General features: G+C 46.4%; 22 protein-coding genes and 1 other annotated feature. Of the genes, 3 read left to right on the top strand and 19 right to left on the bottom strand.

Going from position 1 to position 21,496, the window contains the following annotated elements; translation table 11 throughout:
- Window positions 1-33 precede the first annotated feature (33 nt).
- The 10 genes from ACXAD6_RS06565 to ACXAD6_RS06520 all read right to left on the bottom strand — a co-directional run bounded on the left by ACXAD6_RS06565 (window position 34) and on the right by ACXAD6_RS06520 (window position 9,533).
- Window positions 34-1,380: a GH1 family beta-glucosidase gene (locus ACXAD6_RS06565; RefSeq protein ID WP_474968182.1), complete on the bottom strand. Its 1,347-nt coding sequence runs from the start codon at window positions 1,378-1,380 to the stop codon at window positions 34-36.
- A gap of 31 nt (window positions 1,381-1,411) precedes the next feature.
- A complete protein-coding gene (locus ACXAD6_RS06560) occupies window positions 1,412-2,425 on the bottom strand; it encodes a LacI family DNA-binding transcriptional regulator (RefSeq protein ID WP_474968181.1) in 1,014 nt (337 codons plus the stop codon).
- Between the two features lie 78 nt (window positions 2,426-2,503).
- Window positions 2,504-3,337, bottom strand: a complete 834-nt coding sequence (locus ACXAD6_RS06555) for a carbohydrate ABC transporter permease (RefSeq protein ID WP_474968180.1) — start codon at window positions 3,335-3,337, stop codon at window positions 2,504-2,506.
- The gene (locus ACXAD6_RS06550) at window positions 3,334-4,242 is read right to left on the bottom strand and encodes a carbohydrate ABC transporter permease (protein WP_160836443.1); all 909 of its coding nucleotides are present in this window, start codon (window positions 4,240-4,242) and stop codon (window positions 3,334-3,336) included. Before ACXAD6_RS06550 ends, ACXAD6_RS06555 begins: the two co-directional genes overlap by 4 nt.
- 111 nt (window positions 4,243-4,353) lie before the next feature.
- A complete protein-coding gene (locus ACXAD6_RS06545) occupies window positions 4,354-5,631 on the bottom strand; it encodes an ABC transporter substrate-binding protein (RefSeq protein WP_474970372.1) in 1,278 nt (425 codons plus the stop codon).
- Window positions 5,632-5,896: 265 nt separating this feature from the next.
- Entirely contained in the window at window positions 5,897-7,189 is a 1,293-nt protein-coding gene (locus tag ACXAD6_RS06540) for an FtsW/RodA/SpoVE family cell cycle protein (RefSeq protein ID WP_474968179.1), read from the bottom strand.
- Window positions 7,186-7,599, bottom strand: a complete 414-nt coding sequence (locus ACXAD6_RS06535) for a PadR family transcriptional regulator (protein WP_474968178.1) — start codon at window positions 7,597-7,599, stop codon at window positions 7,186-7,188. The genes ACXAD6_RS06540 and ACXAD6_RS06535 overlap by 4 nt, the downstream gene beginning before the upstream one ends.
- Window positions 7,599-8,138, bottom strand: a complete 540-nt coding sequence (locus ACXAD6_RS06530; RefSeq protein ID WP_474968177.1) for a sigma-70 family RNA polymerase sigma factor — start codon at window positions 8,136-8,138, stop codon at window positions 7,599-7,601. The genes ACXAD6_RS06535 and ACXAD6_RS06530 overlap by 1 nt, the downstream gene beginning before the upstream one ends.
- A gap of 139 nt (window positions 8,139-8,277) precedes the next feature.
- Entirely contained in the window at window positions 8,278-8,967 is a 690-nt protein-coding gene (locus tag ACXAD6_RS06525; protein ID WP_474968176.1) for a M23 family metallopeptidase, read from the bottom strand.
- Window positions 8,968-9,278: 311 nt separating this feature from the next.
- Window positions 9,279-9,533: a hypothetical protein gene (locus ACXAD6_RS06520; protein ID WP_474968175.1), complete on the bottom strand. Its 255-nt coding sequence runs from the start codon at window positions 9,531-9,533 to the stop codon at window positions 9,279-9,281.
- Between the two features lie 123 nt (window positions 9,534-9,656).
- Window positions 9,657-9,862, top strand: a binding site (T-box leader).
- Between the two features lie 87 nt (window positions 9,863-9,949).
- On the opposite strand from ACXAD6_RS06520, the gene ACXAD6_RS06515 reads away from it, so the two are divergent.
- Complete coding sequence (locus ACXAD6_RS06515) at window positions 9,950-11,293, top strand: sodium-dependent transporter (protein ID WP_474970371.1); 1,344 nt, start codon at window positions 9,950-9,952, stop codon at window positions 11,291-11,293.
- 118 nt (window positions 11,294-11,411) lie between these two features.
- On the opposite strand, the gene ACXAD6_RS06510 is transcribed toward ACXAD6_RS06515, so the two are convergent.
- Complete coding sequence (locus tag ACXAD6_RS06510) at window positions 11,412-11,738, bottom strand: YnfA family protein (protein ID WP_027953838.1); 327 nt, start codon at window positions 11,736-11,738, stop codon at window positions 11,412-11,414.
- A gap of 654 nt (window positions 11,739-12,392) precedes the next feature.
- On the opposite strand from ACXAD6_RS06510, the gene ACXAD6_RS06505 reads away from it, so the two are divergent.
- Both ACXAD6_RS06505 and ACXAD6_RS06500 read left to right on the top strand, forming a co-directional pair.
- A complete protein-coding gene (locus ACXAD6_RS06505; protein ID WP_474968174.1) occupies window positions 12,393-13,529 on the top strand; it encodes a CapA family protein in 1,137 nt (378 codons plus the stop codon).
- 1,156 nt (window positions 13,530-14,685) lie between these two features.
- Window positions 14,686-15,234 (top strand): hypothetical protein, encoded by a 549-nt coding sequence (locus tag ACXAD6_RS06500; protein WP_474968173.1) that lies wholly within the window; start codon window positions 14,686-14,688, stop codon window positions 15,232-15,234.
- A 140-nt stretch (window positions 15,235-15,374) separates the two neighbouring features.
- Here the strand turns inward: ACXAD6_RS06500 and ACXAD6_RS06495 are convergent, their stop codons facing one another.
- From ACXAD6_RS06495 to ade, 8 genes are all read right to left on the bottom strand, one after another.
- Complete coding sequence (locus tag ACXAD6_RS06495) at window positions 15,375-15,644, bottom strand: hypothetical protein (protein ID WP_474968172.1); 270 nt, start codon at window positions 15,642-15,644, stop codon at window positions 15,375-15,377.
- A 54-nt stretch (window positions 15,645-15,698) separates the two neighbouring features.
- A complete protein-coding gene (locus ACXAD6_RS06490; RefSeq protein WP_474968171.1) occupies window positions 15,699-15,830 on the bottom strand; it encodes a hypothetical protein in 132 nt (43 codons plus the stop codon).
- Window positions 15,818-16,609: a hypothetical protein gene (locus ACXAD6_RS06485; protein WP_474968170.1), complete on the bottom strand. Its 792-nt coding sequence runs from the start codon at window positions 16,607-16,609 to the stop codon at window positions 15,818-15,820. The genes ACXAD6_RS06490 and ACXAD6_RS06485 overlap by 13 nt, the downstream gene beginning before the upstream one ends.
- A gap of 17 nt (window positions 16,610-16,626) precedes the next feature.
- Window positions 16,627-17,190 (bottom strand): DUF4256 domain-containing protein, encoded by a 564-nt coding sequence (locus tag ACXAD6_RS06480; RefSeq protein WP_474968169.1) that lies wholly within the window; start codon window positions 17,188-17,190, stop codon window positions 16,627-16,629.
- Between the two features lie 250 nt (window positions 17,191-17,440).
- A complete protein-coding gene (locus ACXAD6_RS06475; RefSeq protein WP_474968168.1) occupies window positions 17,441-17,593 on the bottom strand; it encodes a hypothetical protein in 153 nt (50 codons plus the stop codon).
- 622 nt (window positions 17,594-18,215) lie between these two features.
- Entirely contained in the window at window positions 18,216-19,031 is an 816-nt protein-coding gene (locus tag ACXAD6_RS06470) for a YitT family protein (RefSeq protein WP_474968167.1), read from the bottom strand.
- 151 nt (window positions 19,032-19,182) lie between these two features.
- The gene (locus ACXAD6_RS06465; RefSeq protein ID WP_474968166.1) at window positions 19,183-19,572 is read right to left on the bottom strand and encodes a hypothetical protein; all 390 of its coding nucleotides are present in this window, start codon (window positions 19,570-19,572) and stop codon (window positions 19,183-19,185) included.
- A 162-nt stretch (window positions 19,573-19,734) separates the two neighbouring features.
- Window positions 19,735-21,480, bottom strand: coding sequence for an adenine deaminase (gene ade / locus ACXAD6_RS06460; protein WP_474968165.1), 1,746 nt, complete (start codon window positions 21,478-21,480; stop codon window positions 19,735-19,737).
- Window positions 21,481-21,496: the final 16 nt, after the last annotated feature.

Raw genomic sequence — 21,496 nt, 5'->3', positions numbered from 1 at the left:
CCCTTGACAGCGTGGCTCGTCATTCATTGAGATTCATAGATTAAATCTATGGTTTTCCACCGTTTCCTTATACCAGTAGTAGCTGTCTTTCCGTGTCCGCTCAAACGTATCAAAATTCACGTGGATGATTCCGAAACGCTTGTCATAGCCTTCCGCCCATTCAAAATTATCCAGAAGCGACCAGACGATGTACCCTGTAATCGGAACGCCGGCCTCAATCGCCCGGCTCAATGATGTCAGGTGCTGCTTTAAGTATTCGATTCGCTCCTGATCATGCACCTTTCCATCCTCTTCCACCCCGTGGTTGTAGCAGGCCCCGTTTTCTGTGATGTACAGCTGCACGTCACCGTACGTTTCATGAAGATCCTTTAACGTTTTGTAGAAGCCTTCTGCATAAATCGGCCAGTCAATATCTGTGCGTCGGTCGTCGACGGGGATTTCCTCGACCTGGAACATGCCTCCATCTTCCTTGTAGCGGCCGAGGCTTCCTGTGTAGTAGTTGATTCCCATAAGATCGATTGGCTGGGAGATGATATCGAGATCTCCTTCTTCCATACGCAGCACGGCATCCTGTTCAGCAAAGATGTTCTGCAGCGTCTCTGGGTATGTTCCTTTGAACACAGGATCCATGAACCATTCCTTCTGCCACATCATCCCTCTGCGGCAGGCTTCCACATCTTTTTCATCCGGAGAAAAGGGCTCCATCCAGCCAACATTCGGAGCATACCCGATCTCCCCGTCCGGCACAAAATTCCGGAACGATTGGACTGCTTTTCCGTGGGCGAGCAGCAGGTGGTGGGAAACATCGACCGCTGCCTGCAGGCTCGTTTTGCCCGGCGCATGAACACCGATGTAGTTGGATAAAAAGGAGGCACACCACGGTTCATTAATCGTCAGCCACTTTTTCACCTGTCCACCGAACGCCTGAAACATCGCTTCGGCATAAGATAAGAACGCGTCTGTCGTGTCTCGGTTCTCCCACCCGCCCGTTTCCTGGAGCACCTGGGGAAGATCCCAGTGGTAAAGGGTGATCATCGGCTCGATTCCGTTCTCCAGCAGTTCATCAATCAAATGGCGGTAGTAGGCCACTCCTTCTTCGTTCAACTTTCCCGTCCCATCAGGAATGACCCGGGACCATGATATCGAAAAGCGGTAAAGATCGACACCAAGGCTTTTCAAATGCTGCACGTCTTCCTTGTACATATGATAACTGTTGCAGGCCTCATCTCCATGATCCCCGTTTTTTACGTTGCCGGGGGTATGAGCAAAGACGTCCCAGATCGAAGGAGTCCTGCCTCCCTCTTTTGCTGCCCCTTCGATTTGGTAGGACGCGGTGGCCGCCCCCCACTTAAATTTTTCTGGAAATTGAATAGTTGTCATAAGCGATACCTCCAGTTTTTACCCGGAACGTTCAGCTTTCCTTCGTAGAAGCTCTGAGCACAAGCTCAGGGTCTACTTTCATATCCTGGATATCATGGTCATCCTTGATCAAATCCTCCAGCATATAAGCAGCCAGCTTTCCGAGCTTTTGTTTGTCCTGTTTGACTGTTGTGAGTGGTGGATCGCTGTACCGGCATGCTTCAATATCATCACAGCCGATCAGCTGGATATCCTCAGGAACGGATAATCCTTCTTCCTTGATCGCCTTCAACGCACCGAGTGCCATCATATCAGACGCTGCGAAGACAGCTTCCGGAAGACGATCGGCTTTCAGAATCTCCTTCATTCCTTCATAGCCGCTTTCTTCGAAAAAGTCCCCGTAATAGAGCCAGTCCTTTTCAATAGGAAGACCAAACTGATTCATCGCATCGATAAAACCGATGTTACGGATACTGGACACCAGCGAGTCCTGTTTTCCTCCGATATAGGCGATGGTACGGACCTGGTTCAAGTACAGGTGCTCCACCACTTTGGCTCCGATTTTCGCATTGTCGGTCATAATATAGCTGGATTGCGGGCCTTCCAGTTTCAAATCAATGCCCACGCTTGGAATGTCACTTTGGGCAATGTCATGAACGGCCTCTTCAATTTCATCCCCTGCGATGATCAGACACCCGTCCACGTGGAAATGCTTGCACCTTTCCAAATACTTGCTTTCTCCCTGGTAAATCTTTTCATTCGAGAACAGCAGCAGGTCATACCCGAGCGATCCGACCGCTTTTTTGAACGAATTGACGACTTCGTTGAAAAAAGGGTGGGTGAAATCAACATTGATTTTCCCCGCATAGATAAGTCCGATCAAATTCGATTTCTTCGTCGCCAGCGACTTTGCTGAAAACGTCGGCTGGTACTTCGTATCTTCAATGATTTTATAGACTTTCTTTCGTGTCGATTCACTGATGCCTCCATAATTGTTGATAATCTTGGAAACCGTGGCTGGAGACACTCCGGCCATCTTAGCTATGTCGCGTATTGTCAAATCCATATCTCTTTCTCTCCTTCAAAATCAGCCTCCATGTCATTACCATCTATTGTATCAACAATTTGGAGAAGCGGGACAGATTTACTTGATGGATCCTTCTGTAATACTTGAAATGAACCATTTGTTGAAAATCAGGAAAATGAGAATAAGTGGAACCGTCGCCCAGAAGACACCGCTCAACAGCATCCCGAAGTCCACACGGAAGGCATTGTTCAAGGAAGCAAGCGCCACCTGCAGCGTATAGGAAGCCGGATCACGCAGAACCGTAAACTGCCACAAAAATTCACCCCAGACGAGCGTGAACACGATGATGCCGAGCGTCGCAAAGGCGGGTTTGATGATTGGGAGCACGATGCTCCTGTAAATCCTGAAGTTGGAACAGCCGTCCAGCTTCGCCGCTTCCATCAACTCATCAGGAACCGATTCACTGATGTACTGCCGCATCAGGAAAATCCCGAGCGGGTTGAGTAAAAACAGCACGCCCGCCCCTAACAGCGTATCGAGCCATCCCAGCTGAGAAACCAGGTAAAACTGAGGAATCAAGCCGAGCTGCGGCGGAATCACCATCGTTAAGAGAATCAGAATGAAAAAGAAGTTCTTCCCCGGGAACTGAAATTTCGCAAAGGCAAAACCCGCCAGTGAACTGATAAACAGGACAGCCAAGGTCACCGTCGAGCACAGTACGATCGTATTCCACATCGCCTGGAAGAATGGTATCGTATCCAGCACTTTCATGAAGTTCTCCACCAGCTGATCACCGGGAAGAAGCGTCGGTGGAATGGAATTGTAGGCCGCACTTGGCTGTGTGGCCATTACAAACATCCAGTAAAATGGAAAGATCGAAACGAGTGACGCAAACCCAAGGGCGATATAAACAGGGAGCGTTCCTTTTGCAGCACGTTTCATTTTATTCATTTGGTAAACGCCCTCCTCTTCTGCTTACGACCGAATCCGGACGTGAGCCACGTATTGATTGCGGCAGCCGCCACGATAATGATCAACAGAAGCACCGCCGTTGCGGACGCTGTTCCGAAAGAGCCAAGGTTGAACGCATCACGGTACAGGTACATGACTACAGTCATCGCCTCATCCCTGTTGAAAGCGGAGGAACCGAGGAATACAGCCGGTTCAGCAAACAACTGAAGCGCCCCGACCGTCGACATGAATACCGTAAGGACGATAAACGGCTTCAACAATGGAATGGTGATGTGAAGAAACTGCTGGACTTTTCCAGCGCCGTCGATCGTTGCGGCTTCGTACAAATCCTTCGGTATGCTTTGAAGACCAGCTAAATAAATGATCGTATTGTAGCCGACCCATCTCCAGAAAACCATGAGGGAAATAGCAATTTTCGCTCCCCATTCCGACGTTTTCCAACTGACCGGATCAACACCGAACAAACCGATGACATAGTTGGCAAGCGCGGTTTCACTGCTGCTGAAAAACACACCGAATACTAATGCGACAGCTACCATCGATGTAATGTAAGGCATAAAGATGGTGACCCGGAAAAAATTCGTAAAGCGGATGACCGCCATATTAAGAAAATAAGCAAGAATAATGCCGACAACCAGCTGAGGAGCCGTTCCCATTAAACCGATGATGACTGTGTTATACAACGACTTCCAAAACAACGGATCCTGAAGGACGACAACGAAATTGCTGAACCCGACAAACTCCATGGCCCCGAGGCCGTTCCATTTCTGGAAGGCGAGGACGATGCTGAAAACAGCTGGATAGAGACCGATGATGGCAAATATGATGAAAAAGGGTGCGATATACAAATAACCGGACAGCATATCTTTCTTTTTCTCAGACATCGGTGTCTTCGCTGCGGCTTTGGATGCATGCTGACGCTTCTGTACACTCTCCACTTCTTTCCCTCCTTTATGTAGGAGGGCCGGATGTTCCCCACCCAGCCCCGTGATATTTTAGCGGTTCATAAGATCTTCGATTCGTTTGACAGCCCCTTCCCATTCGTCCTCTGGGTCGGCCCCTTCCTGCACATTGCGCAGAGCCGTCAACACTTCATTGTTTACCGTAACGTATTTCGGCCCTTTGTAGACTTCAGGTATTTCCTGAGCAGCCTCTGCGAAATAAGCCGCGGTATTCTGTCCACCGAAATACTCGTCGGAATTGTTCACGAACTCTTCCATTTCATACACTTCAGGAGCAGATGGGAATAAACCGCTTTCTGTGAAAGACTTCAACTGGTTTTCAGGAGAAAGCATCCACTGAGCAAAGGCATAGGCTTCTTCACTGTTTTTCGTTTCAGATGGAATGGCCACATAAGAACCGCCCCAGTTACCGGCAAAATCCGTTGGAAGTGTGGTCACTTTCCATTTCCCTTCGCCCTCCGGCGCATTTTCGGTCATGTAGCCTTTCAGCCAGGCGGGTGCCATTTCTACAGCAAACTCTCCTTTATTCAAGGCGTTGGCCCATTCCGGTGTCCACATTTCAAAAGATCCGACGACACCTTTCTCCTGGAGATCCACCGCATAATCGTAGGCTTCTTTCACTCCATTATCAGCTTCATTGATAAGAAGCTCTCCATCACGATTGAAATAGCTTACCTGCAGGGCATCCATATTGGCACGAAAAGCCATTTCCATGCTGTCGACCATCGGCTTGCCAGTTTCCTTCAAAACTGTCTCCGCAGCCTCTGAAAATTCATCCGGAGAGGAAATCATGGTGCTCACCTCATCTGGATCTGTCGGCAGGCCGGCCTCTTCAAACACATCGGTATGGAAATACATCGCTTTAGGTCCGATATCGGTTGGAAGACCAAAGAGGAAATCGCCTCCCCCGTTTTCTGCCATCTTCCATTTCCAATCTAAGTATTGATCCTGAATTTCATCCGCTCCTAACTCATACAAGTTTACGAAACGACCCTGCGCTTCGCGGTAACGGTCCAGCTGATCGACTTCTATCATTGTCAAATCCGGGGCGCCTGTTCCGGCAGAGATGGCTGTAAACAAACTGTCGTGGTGATCGCCAAGCTCAGAATTTTTAATGTTGATCGTAACATCCGGGTTTTCCTTTTCATATTCATCAGCAAGCGTCTCATAGTTCGTTGCTCCAAATACCCAGAAGTCCAGTGTCACTTTCCCTTCTCCAGATGCCGCTTCATCATCACTGCTGCAGGCAGAAAGAAACATAGATAAGACCAGTAACAGAACGAGTGTGAACCTCTTTTTCACATTGACCATCCCTTTCGTATCCATCAATTTAGTTGCTTCCCTCCGATTAACGAAACCGGTTTCGTTAATACCTAAAAAAAATCAATTGATTTGTAAGGTTAGCTTGATTATAACGACAAATGTATCCGTTTTCAATAGGTTTTTTTTGTTTTTATAATAGTTTTATGTGATTTTAGTAAACCGGTTTCGTTAACTCTGCATGGTTCCCTTTCCTCAGCCATTGAGCTTAAAAAAGACGACCTCCCTCTACAAGGAAGCCGTCTGACTGGTGTGATTATTGAAGCCTCGTTTTCCCATGGGCAGCAAAGGAAGCGGGGTTTTTCTTTCTGTATACACTCAGCACCAGCCCGAATAAAACCGCATGAAGAACAGTAGCGTCCATCCCGTAGCTGAGGAACGGAAGCGGGAAGGAAGCGGTTGGCAGGACCCCTATCGACATAAGCAGGTGATAAAGGACTGGAACAGCATAGAACACCAGGCTCCCTCTTACCAGCAGCTGACCAAAGGGTTCCTTGATCTCCCTTGTCATCCAGAAGAGGCGGCCAATCACAAGAATCAGAAGGGTCAGGAGAATAAGGGCAGCGGCCCAGCCCACCTGATTCACTATTGAAAGAAAAACGAAATCGGTGTGACCGGAAGGCAGCGGCTCCGCTTGTGAACTCTCCCCTATCCATGCGGCATGACTGATGACTTCCTCCATCCGCAGATACATAGACCCGCCCCCATTCGAGAATTTCTCAGGGGATAAAAACGACAGCAGCCGATCCTTTTGATAGCTGGCAGCAACTGCAAAGAACCACCAGCCAGCATATACAGCTCCGATGATGGCTAACGAAACCAACGACCAGAGGATTTTTTTGTTCACCTGTTTACGAAGGAACAGGGCCGTAAAGAGCAGCGTATAAATGAACGCAGCATTCGGATCCGCAGCTCCCATGAAAAAATAAACGGGAAGCACATACAACACGATCCCCTTCCACACCTTCATCGGTCCGTTACTGCCGATAGCAGCAAGACCAACGAGAAGCAACGGAATGAAGTCAATGCTGGTCACATGAAAGGGTCCGACCTGCACACCTACGCTCCCCAGAATAAGCGTGGTCATCGACATCGGTCCCCACGTCAGAAACATGGCTCCTGCCAGACCCAGCCCGTAAAACAGCCACCCTAATGGCTGGAGTTTCCTATAGTCGATCAACAGGAGTGACCCTGCCACCAAGATACCGACCACAGTGAAGAAAAATTTCCCGTTGAATGAATAGCCATTTTCCCCGCTGAAGATCAGAGCCGTCAGAAAACCAAAGCCCATCAATGCAGCAAGAAGAAAGACCAGCCATCCGTCGATTTTTTCCTTGTACACGTCCTGGAAATGACGGCCGGTTTCCGGTGCACTTCCCATCCGGCGGACCGCTTCCGCCTCAGCCGCTTCCGGACTGAACCCCTTGTTCAGCAGGCTTTCTTTTTCCTGTTGGATATGGCTGTTCAACTCACAGGCAATCCTATTCCCGGTTTCTTTGTCTTTAATAAAGGACTGGACGGTTTGAAGGTAATCGCTTCGTGATCTCATATCTGTCCCGCCTCCACGAGCGTTCGCAGCACCTGCGGTTTGTCGGGGGAGGACTCATATTTCTTAAGCAGTTTCCTTCCCTTTTTCGTCAGTTGATAATATTTCTGCTCTTCTTCTCTCCACTCCGACTGGATGCACCGCTTCTGTTCAAGAATGTGAAGCGTCGTATACAGCGCACCTTGATCGCTTTCAAACGTTTTAATCCCTCTTGCCCGGATTTTACCAGCCAGCGTATAGCCTGTCTCTTCCTGTACGAGGAGCTGTAAAATAGACAGGCGGATTTGTTCCGGGCTACATTCCTGTTCGGCTATTTTCTCCATCACTTCATTTCGACGCGCCTGATCGAATGTCAATGGCTTGAATGATGTATGATCGAGTGCCTGCTTCAACTTTCTTAATCGGTTTTCCATCAAAGTGTCCCTCCCAGGCGTTGTTTAAGTAGAACTTTTGCGCGCTTCAATCGTGTCTTTAATGTATTTTCATTTTTCTTCAAAACATCGGCCATCTCTCTCGTCGATAAGTCCTCGTAGTAGTGAAGATAGATGACCTCCCTGTATTTCTCAGGCAGGTCCATCACCGCTGCGGCCAGTTCGTGATCGACATGGTTCTGGATGACCGTGTCTTCTGTACTGGAAGCATCTTTTGTCTGTTCCAGCTGTTCCTGCTCGGAGACGGTGACTTTCCGGTTATACCAGCTTTTTAGATGATCCTTACAGTGATTGATGGCGATCCGCCACAACCATGTTGTCAGTTTGGATGTGCCGTTGTATGTATGCAGGTGGTGATAGCCCTTCACGAAAATTTCCTGCGTTAAATCCTCCGCCAGTGCCGCATCCTTTACGTATGAATAGACAAGGTGGAGGATGGCTGTTCCGTAGTTTTCCATCAGTTCCTGGATGATTGCTTCTCTGTTTTCATGTTCGATCGGTGTATTCATTGAGTGTTCCACATTGTCCCCTCCTGCCCCGTTAAACGATACAGGTCTGGAAATAGTTTTACAAAAAATAAAAAAAGACAGCACGATGTGTGCTGTCTCAGGCTGAAAAGTCCGGTGCAGGCCGTTAAAGGTGGCTCCAACCCGGATTTCCTCACTGAAATACGAGGCTGTTTCTTTTTAGGAAGCGGTCATGGAACGTTAGAGGCACGCCTTCTCCATCTTTTTCTGCATGAATGTGGAGGTGCGGCTCCGTCGTATTTCCTGTGTTTCCCACTTCCCCTAAGAGATGGCCCGCCTCGACCGCATCTCCCTCCTGGACATGGACTGAGCCCGGTTTCATATGAGCGATATGAACATCCACGCCCTGACAGGAAAGAATGACATGATTTCCTGCCGGGTGCTGCTCCTTGTCCGGCTCTGCCTGCGGAAGAATGTCTTCATATTCGTCCACCGCTGCTGTCACTTCACCTGTGCACGGACTGTACAGCGGCTCCCCATAAATTTCATAATCTTCCAATTTGGCAGGGGATATGCCGTCAGCACGGGCGGTAAGCGCATTGACTTTAAGAATGTCATAAGCATAAGCCTGTGTCTCGGATTCATAGTGATAGTTGATGGACGTACTGGCTCCCCCATGACCGAATGCATAGACCCCCTTCTTCATTGGAAATTCCATGTCGACAGCCTTGTCTTCTTCCGACAGGGCGTATCCCGACAGTCCGGAGACCGCAATGGATCCAAAATAAAGGATTAAGAAGAAAGCTGATGACCATGGAAAATCCAGCCCTTTTATTCTTCTTTTCCGATTTCTTAGGCAGCCTTCGCCAACGCCTGTAGACAAAAACACTTCCTACGAGAAAGCTGAGAGGCAGAAGCCAGCGCATATAGTGGGTAAAAATATGCCACGGCCCGATGATAAAAATAAATGCCATGAACATAAGAGCCGCAGCCCAGTCTATCAAGAGATATGTACGTTTCGAATACGCTGATTTCAATAAATGGACAAACAATAGTACGGGCAGCACGAGGTGGATAAAAGCCTGAAACCAGATCAACCAATCATTCCCTTCGCCAAATTAGAACGATGACGCTCTTTAATCATCTATACGTTCTGCAATGGAAAAAGTTTCATAGGTTTCAGGCTGTCCCTCTTCATGTACGTCTGCTTAAGTATTCACTGGCCCCCAGCACCGCAATAGCAAACACAGCAATCGTGATGACCAGCGCGCCCGGAACACCGGAGGATCCGAGGTAGAACAGAAGCAGGATAGCCCCGCCGATGCCAAAAGTAACAAACAGCAGCGTCAAAATAACCGAACGCCCATGTGTCAAGGACTTCCATTTCTTCCATCCGACCGCAGCCAGGATGAGCGCAGCAGCAAAAACAATCACAGCACCTGTCGTCATATGACTTCCCCCCTTTTGTAAAGGTATACCCGGAAGAGAAGCGTTCAATCGGGTAATTTCATATTTTTTACATTGACAAGAAGAATGACCCATGATTAAAATAGTATCCAACTGTTAATAAAAAGAACGGCTGAGAGAGAAATCAAGTAGCCGTCAGGATCCCTGTCCCAGAGAGCCGGTGCGTGGTGAAAACCGGCACACATCCTGACTGTGAATTTCACTTCTGGAGCTTTTTCCACCGTGGTGGGAAACAGTGGCGACTGTTATACGCACAAGTGATGAGTGTATGCTCATAACAAGGGTGGTACCGCGGTCCAACCGTCCCTACGTCATGTAGGGGCGGTTTTTTTATTTGTCAGCCCTTTGGCGCATAGATGCGTCAAAGTAAAAAAGAAGGTAAAGGAGCTTATGTCATTATGAAACAACAAGAGCAGTGGACATCCAAGATCGGATTTATATTAGCTGCCGCCGGTTCCGCCATCGGACTCGGCGCCATCTGGAAATTCCCTTATATCGCCGGCCAGAACGGAGGCGGAGCATTCTTTCTATTATTCATTATCTTTACATTGTTTCTCGGTTTGCCCCTGCTGTTAGCAGAGTTCTCCATCGGACGCACCGCTCAGAAAAATGCTGTAGAATCCTACAAAACGATCTCACCAGGAACGAAATGGCATTGGATCGGCATCATGGGGATGATCACATCCTTCCTGCTTTTGTCGTTCTATAGTGTGATCGGCGGCTGGATCGTCGCTTATTTGTATAAAACACTCACCGGGCAGCTGGCGTCCGTGGATGCCTCCTCCTACGCAGAGATATTCGGAAGCACCATTTCCCATCCGTTCGGAAGTGTGCTTGTCCAGCTGATCTTCATGGTCATGACCGTTCTTGTGGTCTCCCGGGGTGTCCAGCAGGGCATTGAAAAAGCCAGTAAAATCATGATGCCTGCCTTGTTTGTATTGTTTATCCTGCTTGTCATCCGGGCCGTGTCTCTTGATGGCGCGATGGAAGGCATCACCTTCCTGTTGATGCCTGACTTTACCAAAGTAACCTCGCAGACGATTCTAGAGGCGATGGGGCAGTCCTTCTTCACCTTGAGTGTCGGAGTTTCCGTTATGGTAACGTACAGTTCATACCTGCTTAAAACAGAAAACCTGCCCCGCGCTGCCTTATCCATCGGTGGCATGAACATTTTCATCGTTCTGCTTGCGGGACTGGCCATTTTCCCCGCAGTGTTCGCATTTGACCTCCAGGCGGATGCCGGACCTGTCCTGTTGTTCCAGGTGCTTCCGACTGTATTCAGCCAGCTGCCGGGCGGCATGATTTTCTTTGCCGGCTTCCTGCTGTTGTTCTTGTTTGCGACGTTGACCTCGGCTTTCTCTATGCTTGAGATCATCGTATCCGTGCTCTCGAAGGGCGACAAAGCGAAGAGGAAAAAATGGGCGTGGATCATCGGCCTCGCCATCTTCGCTGTCGGGATCCCATCGACATTGTCCTACGGAGTCCTGGCAGACGCCACCCTGTTCGGACGGACGTTCTTTGACAACATGGATTATGTAGTCAGCAACATCCTGTTCCCGATCGGGTCGCTTTTGATCGCCTTGTATGTACCCAATAAAATGAAAAAGTCAGCGCTGTATGAAGAACTGCAAAGCGGCAGCCGGATGAAAAAAGGGGTGTTCCAAACATGGTTTATCCTGCTCCGTTATGTAGCGCCGCTTCTGATTATCATCGTCATGCTGGATGTGCTTGACGTATTTTAACCGTTAGACTTTGTTAAAGACTCTTACTAAAAAAGAGGAACCTCCACTTTTGGACGTTCCTCTTTTTTAAACACGGATAACACAAACTCCAGCCGTTTTTCTTTTCGAATATATGGAACTACTCCCGTGGGGCGAGTAACATGACCGCTACACCGACCATGCATATTCCTGCACCAATCCAATCATATAAATCAGGTGTTTTTTTATCTACGCCCCATCCCCATAAAACAGAGAGAATGATAAACACTCCCCCATATGCCGCATAAACTCTCCCGAAGGACGGAAAAGCTTGGAATGCAGCAATCACACCATACAACGCTAAAGCTGCACCTCCGCCCAATCCCCAATACAGCGGTTTACCTTCTCTCAGCCACAGCCAGATCAAATACCCTCCCCCTATCTCCGCTATACCTGCAAGGACAAAGAGTAAAATCGTATGTAGGATAATCGTAATCACTTCCTAAACTATCGAGTCTATGAACCTGTTTTTCCTTTTTATCAAGGGGTTCTCCCCATTTCCTTATAGGTATAGTATTCCATATTATTGTATGGGAGGCCATCCTTTGTGATCGTTCTGCCCCTTTACTAAAAGGTGGATACTCTATTGAAAAATCGCCGCTACCCTATTTTTGTTATTCCTCATATTCTATGGAAATCGTTGGCCGGTTCCAGTTGTTCTCTTAACTCTCTCCGAAGTTTCTCCACCTTCTTTAACTTCCTTAAAGTGAGCAATGAGAAAACACGAACAGCACTATATTTCACCATTATTCTGCTTCATCATCTTTTCCAGTAGAACCTTCCTTTCATCATTCAAAAGGATAGGTACACGACCTTACTAAAGAGGCGTGAAGAAATCTCCTCCTAAAGCAAGGGTTTCTTTACACATTAAAAAACATAAATTTCAATGGGGAGATTTGCCTGGATTTAACAATTATTTTATAATAAAAGTCATATGATGTCGAAACTATTCCGCTTATGTCCAACAAACCTCACAGGCCTGCTTATCTAGGTCCTGTAATGACGCTTTATCATTATTCTAAAGGTATGAGTGGTGGTTTATGGGACCATGCAATATAAATATCGACAACAGGAGGGTTTGATGAAAAGGAAAAGCCTGCTTATCATTTCAGCGCTCATTTTGGTTATTAGTTTCATTGGCGCTTCCACCATCTTCTCCCAACCGAACGAAGAAGACACGGAAAAACGTGTGTCATCCAATATGAGAACGCTCAACAAACCAACGAACAAGACCGATGTGACGGAAGTTTCACTCGCTGCTGTGGGGGATCTGTTAATCCATAAAGAAGTATACAATGATGCGAAGACTTCTTCAGGCTATGATTTTAATCCGATGTTTCAAGAGGTCTCCCCCTATCTTTCCAATGCCGACATTACCTTTGCAAATTCAGAGAGCATCATGGGCGGTGCGGCCATCGGCGTATCCACCTACCCTTCATTCAACACCCCCTTTGAATTAGGGGATGCGTTAAAAGCGAACGGCATTGATATTATTTCCATGAGCAACAATCATACGCTGGACCGGGGAGTTCCTGCGATTGAAAACGCGATTAATCAATGGGATTCACTGGGAATTAAAAAGGTGGGTGCCTACTTGTCACCGGAGGAAAGAGATAGGATCACAACGATCAAAAAGAATGACATCACTTTCTCCTTTCTGGCTTACACCTATGGAACAAATGGAATCCCGACCCCTGATGGAAAACCATACCTGGTGAACAGGATTGATAAAGATCTGATTGCCTCTGACATTGAGAAGGCCGCCGGAGAATCTGATGTCGTCGTCATGAGTTTACATTTCGGCAATGAATATGAAAGAAACCCGAGTACAGATCAGAAGGAATTGGCAGCCTTTGCAGCCGAACAAGGAGCAGATATTATACTCGGGCATCACCCGCACGTGCTGCAGCCACCGGAATGGATTGAAAATACAGATGGGTCTCAGAGTCTCGTTTTTTATTCTCTCGGTAATTTTCTCTCCGGCCAGGAGGAAAAATACCGGCGGATGGGTGGCATAGCGGGAGTGACTGTGCAGAAAGTGAAAGGTATAGAGGGAACATCCATCGATATAAAGGAACCACGGTTTAAACTTACGTATGTAGACTTTGAAAATGATCAGGATTTCAAGATTCTCCCTATGAAGGAATTTGACCAAGACATGTTCGAGGAACTATCCAAACACATGAAAACATCCATCCATGATCTATCGGTAAACTAAGCAAAAAAACGCACGCTCTTCCTAAGAGCGTGCGTTTTTTGCTACTGAAAAGGACACCATCGATTCAAAGGATTCGTTCCCATAAAAACTCGCAGCTCGTCCTTTGGCATCAATGGCACCAACCTGCTCTTATGCTTAAGAATTTTTTGGTCAACTTCTCCATGACTTCTTCTAAATACAATAATTAGATTATCGGAATAACAAGTAGCAGCCGCCTAAAAAGACGATGAATAGGATGCTTAAGAAAATACTTTTTATGATGCGTCTTTCTTTAGTTTTAGGAATGAATGTCCTTTCAACGTATCTCCAGAACCCACCGATGAAAAGCAGGCTCAACAATACCAGCATGTTACCTGTAGAGTCATCTATCCAAATCATTCTGAAACCGGTGAGAACCAAGAACAAAATCCCTATATAACCAATGGTCAAATAAAAATGCATTTGTTTCTTTTCTTCGGACAAGGTATGCCCCCTAGTTATTTGACATTCAATCATAGCAAGATGAACATTATAAATTTTTCCACATGAAATTTTCTTCTATGTATTTTACATAATAATCCGCTCTAGCCAAGATCCTTTTGATAATAATTCCCCGGCACCTTTTTTCTTCTTCAAATTAGTCCTGCAATATATGGGGAGAAAAAGTCAATTGCAAAGAAGAAATTTAACCTAAAGCAGCAGTTACCAAAGTTGCAAGGATTGAATAATAAACATATTTATTACTCAACTGAAGAACCTCCTGATATTAATTACGAACAGCGTACTTGTAAGTTTCAACAATCATCCAATTTTACCTATTACTTTAAAACTGGGTCTTCCCCAAACCTGACCGGAGCATTAAAAAGGAGACCGTTCTTCTTGGAAAGAACCGCCTCCTTTGTATAAAAAACCTGATATCAAGGTAATTACCGATGATTAATCCCTTACCTCTGTTCAAAACACTATATGTTTAAAACATCCAATACTTTAGTAATAATGAAGTGAACGATCTATATTTATGCAGCATTCTATCCTATTTTTTTCACAGAATTGACCTACTATTAATCTTAACTGGTAAATTTTATGTTTTGTCGTCTTAAATGAATGGAATAAAAAAATGACACTCCTAGAAGCTTATAACCCATAGATCCCTATTTAACTTTAAGGAGGATTGTATGTGTCATCCCTAATGAAAACCATAGCTTTATTATCACTCATCGTTGTGCTCGGAGCCTGCCAACCAAATAATCAAAACTCAACGAATACCGAAAACATAACAAAAAATGAACAAGCGTATGAAGAAAATGAAAAGAACTCAATAACTCCAGACAATGTTAAAGTTTCATTGTCCCAAAATGAGCAGAACATTACCTCTGAATCAGTTCTAAACTGTTTCTCATCAAACAAATGCTCTGAAGAAACTGTAAAGCGAGAATTAAATAATGTTCATTTAAATGAAATGACTGAAAATGTAAGGATCACTCCTGTTAAAGAAGATGAAGAAATCATCGTTAACATTGACGGCCCACAACCCCAAAAAATAAGTTATATAACAAAAACGCTAAAGAACGATACTGCATCTATTTCGGATGAGGTTGTCGATGGTCATTCATTCGTAATTAGCAGTCAGGGGGAGTACAGTATTCTTTTAACAGCACAATGGGAAGATGAAAATGGAAAGTTTGAAGGCAGTGTTTCCAAAGCTGCTAAATTAAATGTTAAGTAGATCGTTGTTTACAAGATTAAAAAGAACAATATTATCAATCATCTTTTATCCTGCAGGACCTCTGACTTCTTGAATCTATCTTTGCCATGCAAGCCCGAGCTAAAGGCCCCCCTTTCATGAGGTGGGGTTTTCGTGCACATTTAATTCATAAGTGATGAGGTTTTTGTTATGAACAGGTAAAATATGATGGCTTCAACAGGAACCAAAATCAACACATTCTTTAATGTATGATCTTTAAGCTGCACCAAATAACCTATACCCCAAACTGCCGTTACCAGTATTGGAATTAAAATTACTGCAGCATTTTCTTCAAGAGCAAATGCTGCGACAGTCCAGGCTAAGAAAACGCTAAAACCTACAGCCAATACGCCTATAATTATATTTATCATATGTATGTATTTATTCGCCATTACAGCCCTCCTACCTTCCAAATGTAACAATTTAATGATTTTAATCATTCTACCTCAAACAGATGTTAACAATGAACGAATGCCAGGGGCAATTTCCCACGCTATGGACAAAGCAGTCAAATTCCCTGTCAGGGCCATCGCCGCCGGCACTTTTATCAAAGATATCGTCTGATCTACATCAGCCACAGCGCTTTCCCTTCTTCTTTTGTAAAAGAGAAGTACGTCACAAAAAACTGCTGCAGACTCTCATCCGAAGTCCCCTCCACCCATTCGCGATAGATATCCAGTAATGTATGGACACTTCCTCCGCAGTATTTCTCTACGAGCTCGGAAACGACGTGGGTACTTCTCCAATAATCATAAAAAGCGGCGGATAGCGCTTCACTGCTTCCTCCCCGGTATCCCGCCGCACCAAATTGACCAAGTGGATATGTTCCGTAATCTTCCTTATATTTGTCGATCAATAAGCGTTCGACTTCCATGATGGTCTGGCACCGGTCTTTACTCAAGATCAGTGTTCTTGGTATGTAAAAGCAGAGTCCCTCTTCAAACCACATATCCCGGGCATCTTCTTCCTCCCATGTTTCAAACTCAGAATGAAAAACATCGGCGTGGTGAGTAAGTTCATGAGCGGCAATTACAGCCACATCTTTTACGGTCAGGCTGTCATAATACCTCTCCGCTTCCGGTACTCCTGCTGCACTTGGTCTATACAACTCTTTCCACGTCTCTACCACAGGATGAAGGTGAATCAGATCCCTGGAGGTATACGCCGGAAGTGGAATGGTCGAATAAAGTTCTGTTGCTGATGGAACATCATGAAAAACGATGCCCCGCGGTGATTCATACGAGGAAATTGTCCTGAGCTGTTCAGAAAACCTTTCAAGCTCTTCCAGCATCAGCTTCCCGCTTTTTTCGATGGATTGTACATGGGATGTGTCGGTTACAGATACGGCGTATTTCATCGAATCCCCTTTCTCTTTTAAAACCGGAGTGACCCTCTGAATCCGCGGGCGGCATAGTAGGATTCCGCCCCATTATGATAGGTGAATACACGCCCGTAGCGGAAATCACAGAAAATCGCCCCGCCTTTGGAGCGGACGTCATCCGGCGTTTTTACCCAGCTGGATGTTTTCGTATCATACTCTCCCGTTTCCTGAAGAAAACGGTATTCCTGTTCAGAAAGCATTTCGATGCCGATGTCCCCGGCCAGGTCCACTGCTGATGTTTCCGGTTTGTATTTCTTTCTCGCTTCCAGCGCCTTCCGATCATAACAGACGCTCCTCCGTCCTTTTGGACTCTCCTTCACACAGTCAAAAAAGACAAGCTCATCTTTCTCTTCATCGTAAAAAACCACATCCGGCTCACCGCCCGTCTCTTCCATACGATAAAGCACAGCGTTTTTTTCAGAGTGAGTGTTCAGCTTTCTTTCTACATCAGCCCACTGAATTCCCTGATGACGTTCCGGGTGCTTGTCAAAACGCTGCTTCAATGAAGATCGAAGTTGATCGCTTTCCTCTTGAGATAAAAGCTTTTCCTTAGACATTCTTTTTCCTCCTTTAACGTTTCTTTGTTCCGATCCTATCGCAGTCCAAAATTCAGTGCTCCCCTTTTCCCAAATAGGAGGCCGGGTGATCAGGACAGACGAAGACACGGAAGGATCCTTTATCCATCCTGATGATCACTTTCCGCAATCTTTTTCAACTGTTTCCCAATAAACTGCAGGTTGCGGGCAATGACAATAAGAACGATAGCGATGAATGCTAAAGCAATGGTAATCAAGCATGAGCCTCCTTTTAATACTTTCCAATAAATACTTGAAACTGAATACTAAAACCGGTTAATAAAACGATCCCTGTAACCAGACATCCGATGTGAATGATCCGTTGGAACGTATTTTCTTCTTTTACCTTCCGAATGGTAACGAGCGAAAACAAGTTCAGCAGCACACCAAATAAAAGAGCGAAATCGATGACACCCCTCTCCTTATCTTTGGATGTTGTCTAACATATAAGCTTGTTCCATTCATTCTACGATTTTCATAATAAATCGTTTCATTGTTTTTACTCGCTATTCCTCCGTATACGGGTAACTCTCTCCTGCCCTTGATCTTCGGGGTACTGACAGAAAGTTAAGGAATCCGTGCTTCTGACTCCCACTCAACGCTGGGAAAATGTACGCTTGCAGAAACGGACCGGAATGGCCTTAAATGGCATCGTTCAGCCGTCTTGGTTCACAAACCTTTTTAAAGTGACCCCAATGGTCGTGAGCTGGATCTGGTCTTTTTTCCATGCTTCCTTGTTTACCCTATATCCTTTCTCTTCTTACGCTCCTCTTCGACAAAGAATCAAAATCACCTTCCTGATTCCAAGAAAGTATGAAACTTAGAAAATATCATATTCACGTGGTCTGACACAGTTCGATTATTCAACTTAAATATGGGGAATGTAAATTTCCTGATTCTACGGGGAGTTGTGTATTATAAGTAAACATCCATACCAATAACAGCTGATAAGAACTATGGCATAAAAAAAGCAGCTATTCAAAACGAATAACTGCTCTTCTACGAACCTATGAAATAAATCCACCCGACACGTCTTTCACGTTGTGCACAACAATAAAGGCGTCAGGGTCGGTTTCTTTTACAACCCGCTTCAACTTAAGAAGACGGTGGGTATGGACAATGATGTACAGCACCCGGCGCTCCTCCTTGGAATATTCACCTGTTCCATAGAACAGCGTCGCACTGGAAGCAAGCTCCGTCGTAATCCGTTGAGAAATTTCCTCTGTCTTTGGAGAAATGATATTGATGGCTTTTTTCGAGTCAAAGCCACCGAGCACAAAGTCTGTCACGATCTTTCCGACGTACAAGGTGATCAGCGTGTACATGGTGGAGATGGGACCGATAATAAAGATACCTGCAACAACGACCATCGCATCAAGCGCGAACGTCACTCCGGTCAAATCCCACCCGAGCTGATGGTTGAGCATCCGGGCGATAATAGAGGTCCCTCCGACCGAACTGCCGGCCTGATAAATGAAGCCGAAACCGATTCCGGTAATAACCCCGGCAAAGATGGCCGCCAGCAGGGCATCTTCGATCGGATACGCCCAGATGTGTTCGAAAAACCATAGGAAAAAGGAAAATAAGGCCACATTAAAAACGGTTTTGATTACCATCGGCTTCGGAAGATACCTTATGCCGACACCGAGCAGGGCGACGAATATGATCGGTGTCGTAATCCCAGGGGAGATTCCGGTGCCGTAGTAAATCAAAAGAGAAGCACCGACAATACCGCCCTCAGCGATGGAGTTCGGCATCGCCAGCTGCGTCACTGCCAACGCAAATAAAAGAGATCCAATAATAATGTACAGGGTGTTTTTCATAGATTTTCCTCCCATCTCCAACAAAAATGTCATCCACCTTTTCTAGCAGCTTCTTCTATGAGAAGCGAATAGAAAAGGCAGGTTTGTAAATGATTCACTTCAAGATCCATAGATAAACCTGTTTTTCAGCTGAGGAACAAAGGCTCAGCCGTCATTTTTTCAATACGAATTCTTCTTTGTTTTCTCCCCATTCGACGGTCACTCGGATGGTCTGATCACTGGTGAACACGGAAGAGTTACTGCCGGAATGGTGTGTGAATGTTCTGCTTTCCGGGGTATTCTCGAAGTTGATTTCTCCACGCCCTTTAGACGTGATCATTTCATACTCGTATTCTAAATAATCAGCTTCCCCCAGCTGCTCAACATCTCCGTTGAATATCAAAGCAAAATCTTCAGTCGTTTCCTTCTCCGTCACATTCACTTCCATTTCCCCATGCCAATGTTCACTATCCCCTTCATAAATATAGCGTTCCTGATTGGAACAGCTGCTCAGAATGAGTAAACCGAGAAGGGCCGTCATGACCCATCCCTTCTTTTTCATAACACCCCTTCTTTCTATATAGTTTGCAGAGGATACGATGTCTGCAAAAGATGAAACCCAGGTTATGATAATTATTTCAGAATCCCTCACAATCCTCAATATCCTCTCTGTAAAAAAGAAAAAAAGCTGAAGACACGTCCTTCTTCAGCTTTTCGTGCGTGTTCAGTGTGAACTGACGGGGATATGCTTCTGCTGGATCGTATCAAACAATCCTTTCGTTGTCAGCTTTAACTCCGGGATGACGGGGAGGGTTAAGAACGATAAGGTCAAAAACGGGTTGATATCGACATCATTCCTTAATACGCGTTCCAACGCAACATCGATTTTTTTCAATCCGTCATAAAGCGCTGGTGCGTCCTGCTTGGACATCAGTCCGGCGATTTCAAGCTCCACGGAAGCCAGAACCTTCCCGTTTTGAACGACGGCGAGACCTCCGCCCATGTCGTGGAGATGATGGATCGCAGTCAGAATATCCTTGTCACTCGTTCCTGCCGCGACCAGGTTATGAGAGTCGTGAGCGACGGTCGATGCGATGGCCCCATTGTTCATTTTCAGCCCTTTCACGATTCCGAGACCTGTATCTCCCGTGTTCTGATGACGCTCAACAACGACGAGTTTGCTTTGGTCACGTGCAGGCGACGGAACAAACAGCCCGTTCTCCAGTTCCACCTCTTCCCTGCACTTATGTGTCAGCAGCCGGTTGGGGATGACTTCGATGACCGCACCTTGCTTGTGAAAGACAGGGATATCAAGGGAGCCTTCTTGCATTTCAGGTATATGAACGGTATCGCAGACCGCTGGAACGACAGGGTCAGCTTCACGCGGATCACCGGCATAGGCCCCTGCCTCCGCCACCTTCACTCCTGCTTTATAGACCGTTTGAACCTTTATGTTCTCTAAATCCTCAAAGAAAACAAGGTCCGCCTCATATCCCGGGGCGACTGCTCCCTTCTGCTCCAGGCCGTAGCATTCCGCGGCGTTGATTGTCGCCATCTGCACGGCCTGAATCGGGTCGATCCCATGTTTTATGCTCAACCGGACGTTATCATCGATGCTGCCTTCCTCCATCAATTCGTCAAGACCTTTATCATCCGTACAGAAAAGGAACCTGTGCGCATTGCGCTCGTTTACGACAGGAACAATAGATGAAAGATCCTTGGAGGCCGATCCCTGCCGGATGAGGACATGCATGCCCCGTTCAATCCGCTCCAGGGCTTCTTCGCCTGTATTGCATTCATGATCCGTCGTGATGCCGGCGGCCTTATAAATGTTCAGGGCCCTCTCATCAAATCCTGCACCATGGCCGTCAATCGGAACACCGAGACGGGAAGCGGTAAGCAGCTTGTCCATCATATCCTCTGCTCTTGATGCGACAGCCGGGAAGTCCATAACTTCAGCGAGTCCGAGCACCTGCTTATGTTTATAAAAGCCCTCGAGGTCATCAGCTGTAAGATGCGCTCCGTTCTGTTCAAGGCTTGCAGCGGGCACACAGGACGGCAGCATAAAATAAACATCCAGCAGGCAGTCTGCGGCATCATCCATCATGAACTGGATCCCTTCTTTTCCACAGACGTTGGCGATTTCATGAGGATCCGTCACCACAGACGTCACACCACAGGAAAGAGCGACTTTGGCAAATTCACTCGGTCTCACCATGGACGATTCCATATGAACGTGTCCGTCGATGAAGCCGGGCGCGACGTACATTCCAGCGGCATCCACGATTTCTGCAGCCGAATCATAGCAACCCAGACCGACAATGAGACCATCCACGATGGCGACGTCCTTTTGCACCACCCGCTGGTTAAAGACGTCGATCACCCGGCCATTCTTGATGACCATGTCAGCGGAGCGTTTTCCGGCTGACACCTCTATACGTTTTCGTAACTGCTCTTTGTGTTGATCCATGCTTCTGCCCCTTTCT

It is taken from the genome of Halobacillus sp. ABH2_015 (assembly GCF_056158945.1).
Note: the sequence above shows the minus strand (reverse complement) of the source record. Positions and strands in the feature narration are given on the sequence as shown.

Excerpts from the sequence above, each read along its gene's own strand:
- ACXAD6_RS06565 (WP_474968182.1), bottom strand. The coding sequence starts at position 1,380 with ATGACAACTATTCAATTTCCAGAAAAATTTAAGTGGGGGGCGGCCACC.
- ACXAD6_RS06560 (WP_474968181.1), bottom strand. The coding sequence starts at position 2,425 with ATGGATTTGACAATACGCGACATAGCTAAGATGGCCGGAGTGTCTCCA.
- ACXAD6_RS06555 (WP_474968180.1), bottom strand. The coding sequence starts at position 3,337 with ATGAATAAAATGAAACGTGCTGCAAAAGGAACGCTCCCTGTTTATATC.
- ACXAD6_RS06550 (WP_160836443.1), bottom strand. The coding sequence starts at position 4,242 with ATGTCTGAGAAAAAGAAAGATATGCTGTCCGGTTATTTGTATATCGCA.
- ACXAD6_RS06545 (WP_474970372.1), bottom strand. The coding sequence starts at position 5,631 with ATGGTCAATGTGAAAAAGAGGTTCACACTCGTTCTGTTACTGGTCTTA.
- ACXAD6_RS06540 (WP_474968179.1), bottom strand. The coding sequence starts at position 7,189 with ATGAGATCACGAAGCGATTACCTTCAAACCGTCCAGTCCTTTATTAAA.
- ACXAD6_RS06535 (WP_474968178.1), bottom strand. The coding sequence starts at position 7,599 with ATGGAAAACCGATTAAGAAAGTTGAAGCAGGCACTCGATCATACATCA.
- ACXAD6_RS06520 (WP_474968175.1), bottom strand. The coding sequence starts at position 9,533 with ATGACGACAGGTGCTGTGATTGTTTTTGCTGCTGCGCTCATCCTGGCT.
- ACXAD6_RS06515 (WP_474970371.1), top strand. The coding sequence starts at position 9,950 with ATGAAACAACAAGAGCAGTGGACATCCAAGATCGGATTTATATTAGCT.
- ACXAD6_RS06505 (WP_474968174.1), top strand. The coding sequence starts at position 12,393 with ATGAAAAGGAAAAGCCTGCTTATCATTTCAGCGCTCATTTTGGTTATT.
- ACXAD6_RS06495 (WP_474968172.1), bottom strand. The coding sequence starts at position 15,644 with ATGGCGAATAAATACATACATATGATAAATATAATTATAGGCGTATTG.
- ACXAD6_RS06485 (WP_474968170.1), bottom strand. The coding sequence starts at position 16,609 with ATGAAATACGCCGTATCTGTAACCGACACATCCCATGTACAATCCATC.
- ACXAD6_RS06480 (WP_474968169.1), bottom strand. The coding sequence starts at position 17,190 with ATGTCTAAGGAAAAGCTTTTATCTCAAGAGGAAAGCGATCAACTTCGA.
- ACXAD6_RS06470 (WP_474968167.1), bottom strand. The coding sequence starts at position 19,031 with ATGAAAAACACCCTGTACATTATTATTGGATCTCTTTTATTTGCGTTG.
- ACXAD6_RS06465 (WP_474968166.1), bottom strand. The coding sequence starts at position 19,572 with ATGAAAAAGAAGGGATGGGTCATGACGGCCCTTCTCGGTTTACTCATT.
- ade (WP_474968165.1), bottom strand. The coding sequence starts at position 21,480 with ATGGATCAACACAAAGAGCAGTTACGAAAACGTATAGAGGTGTCAGCC.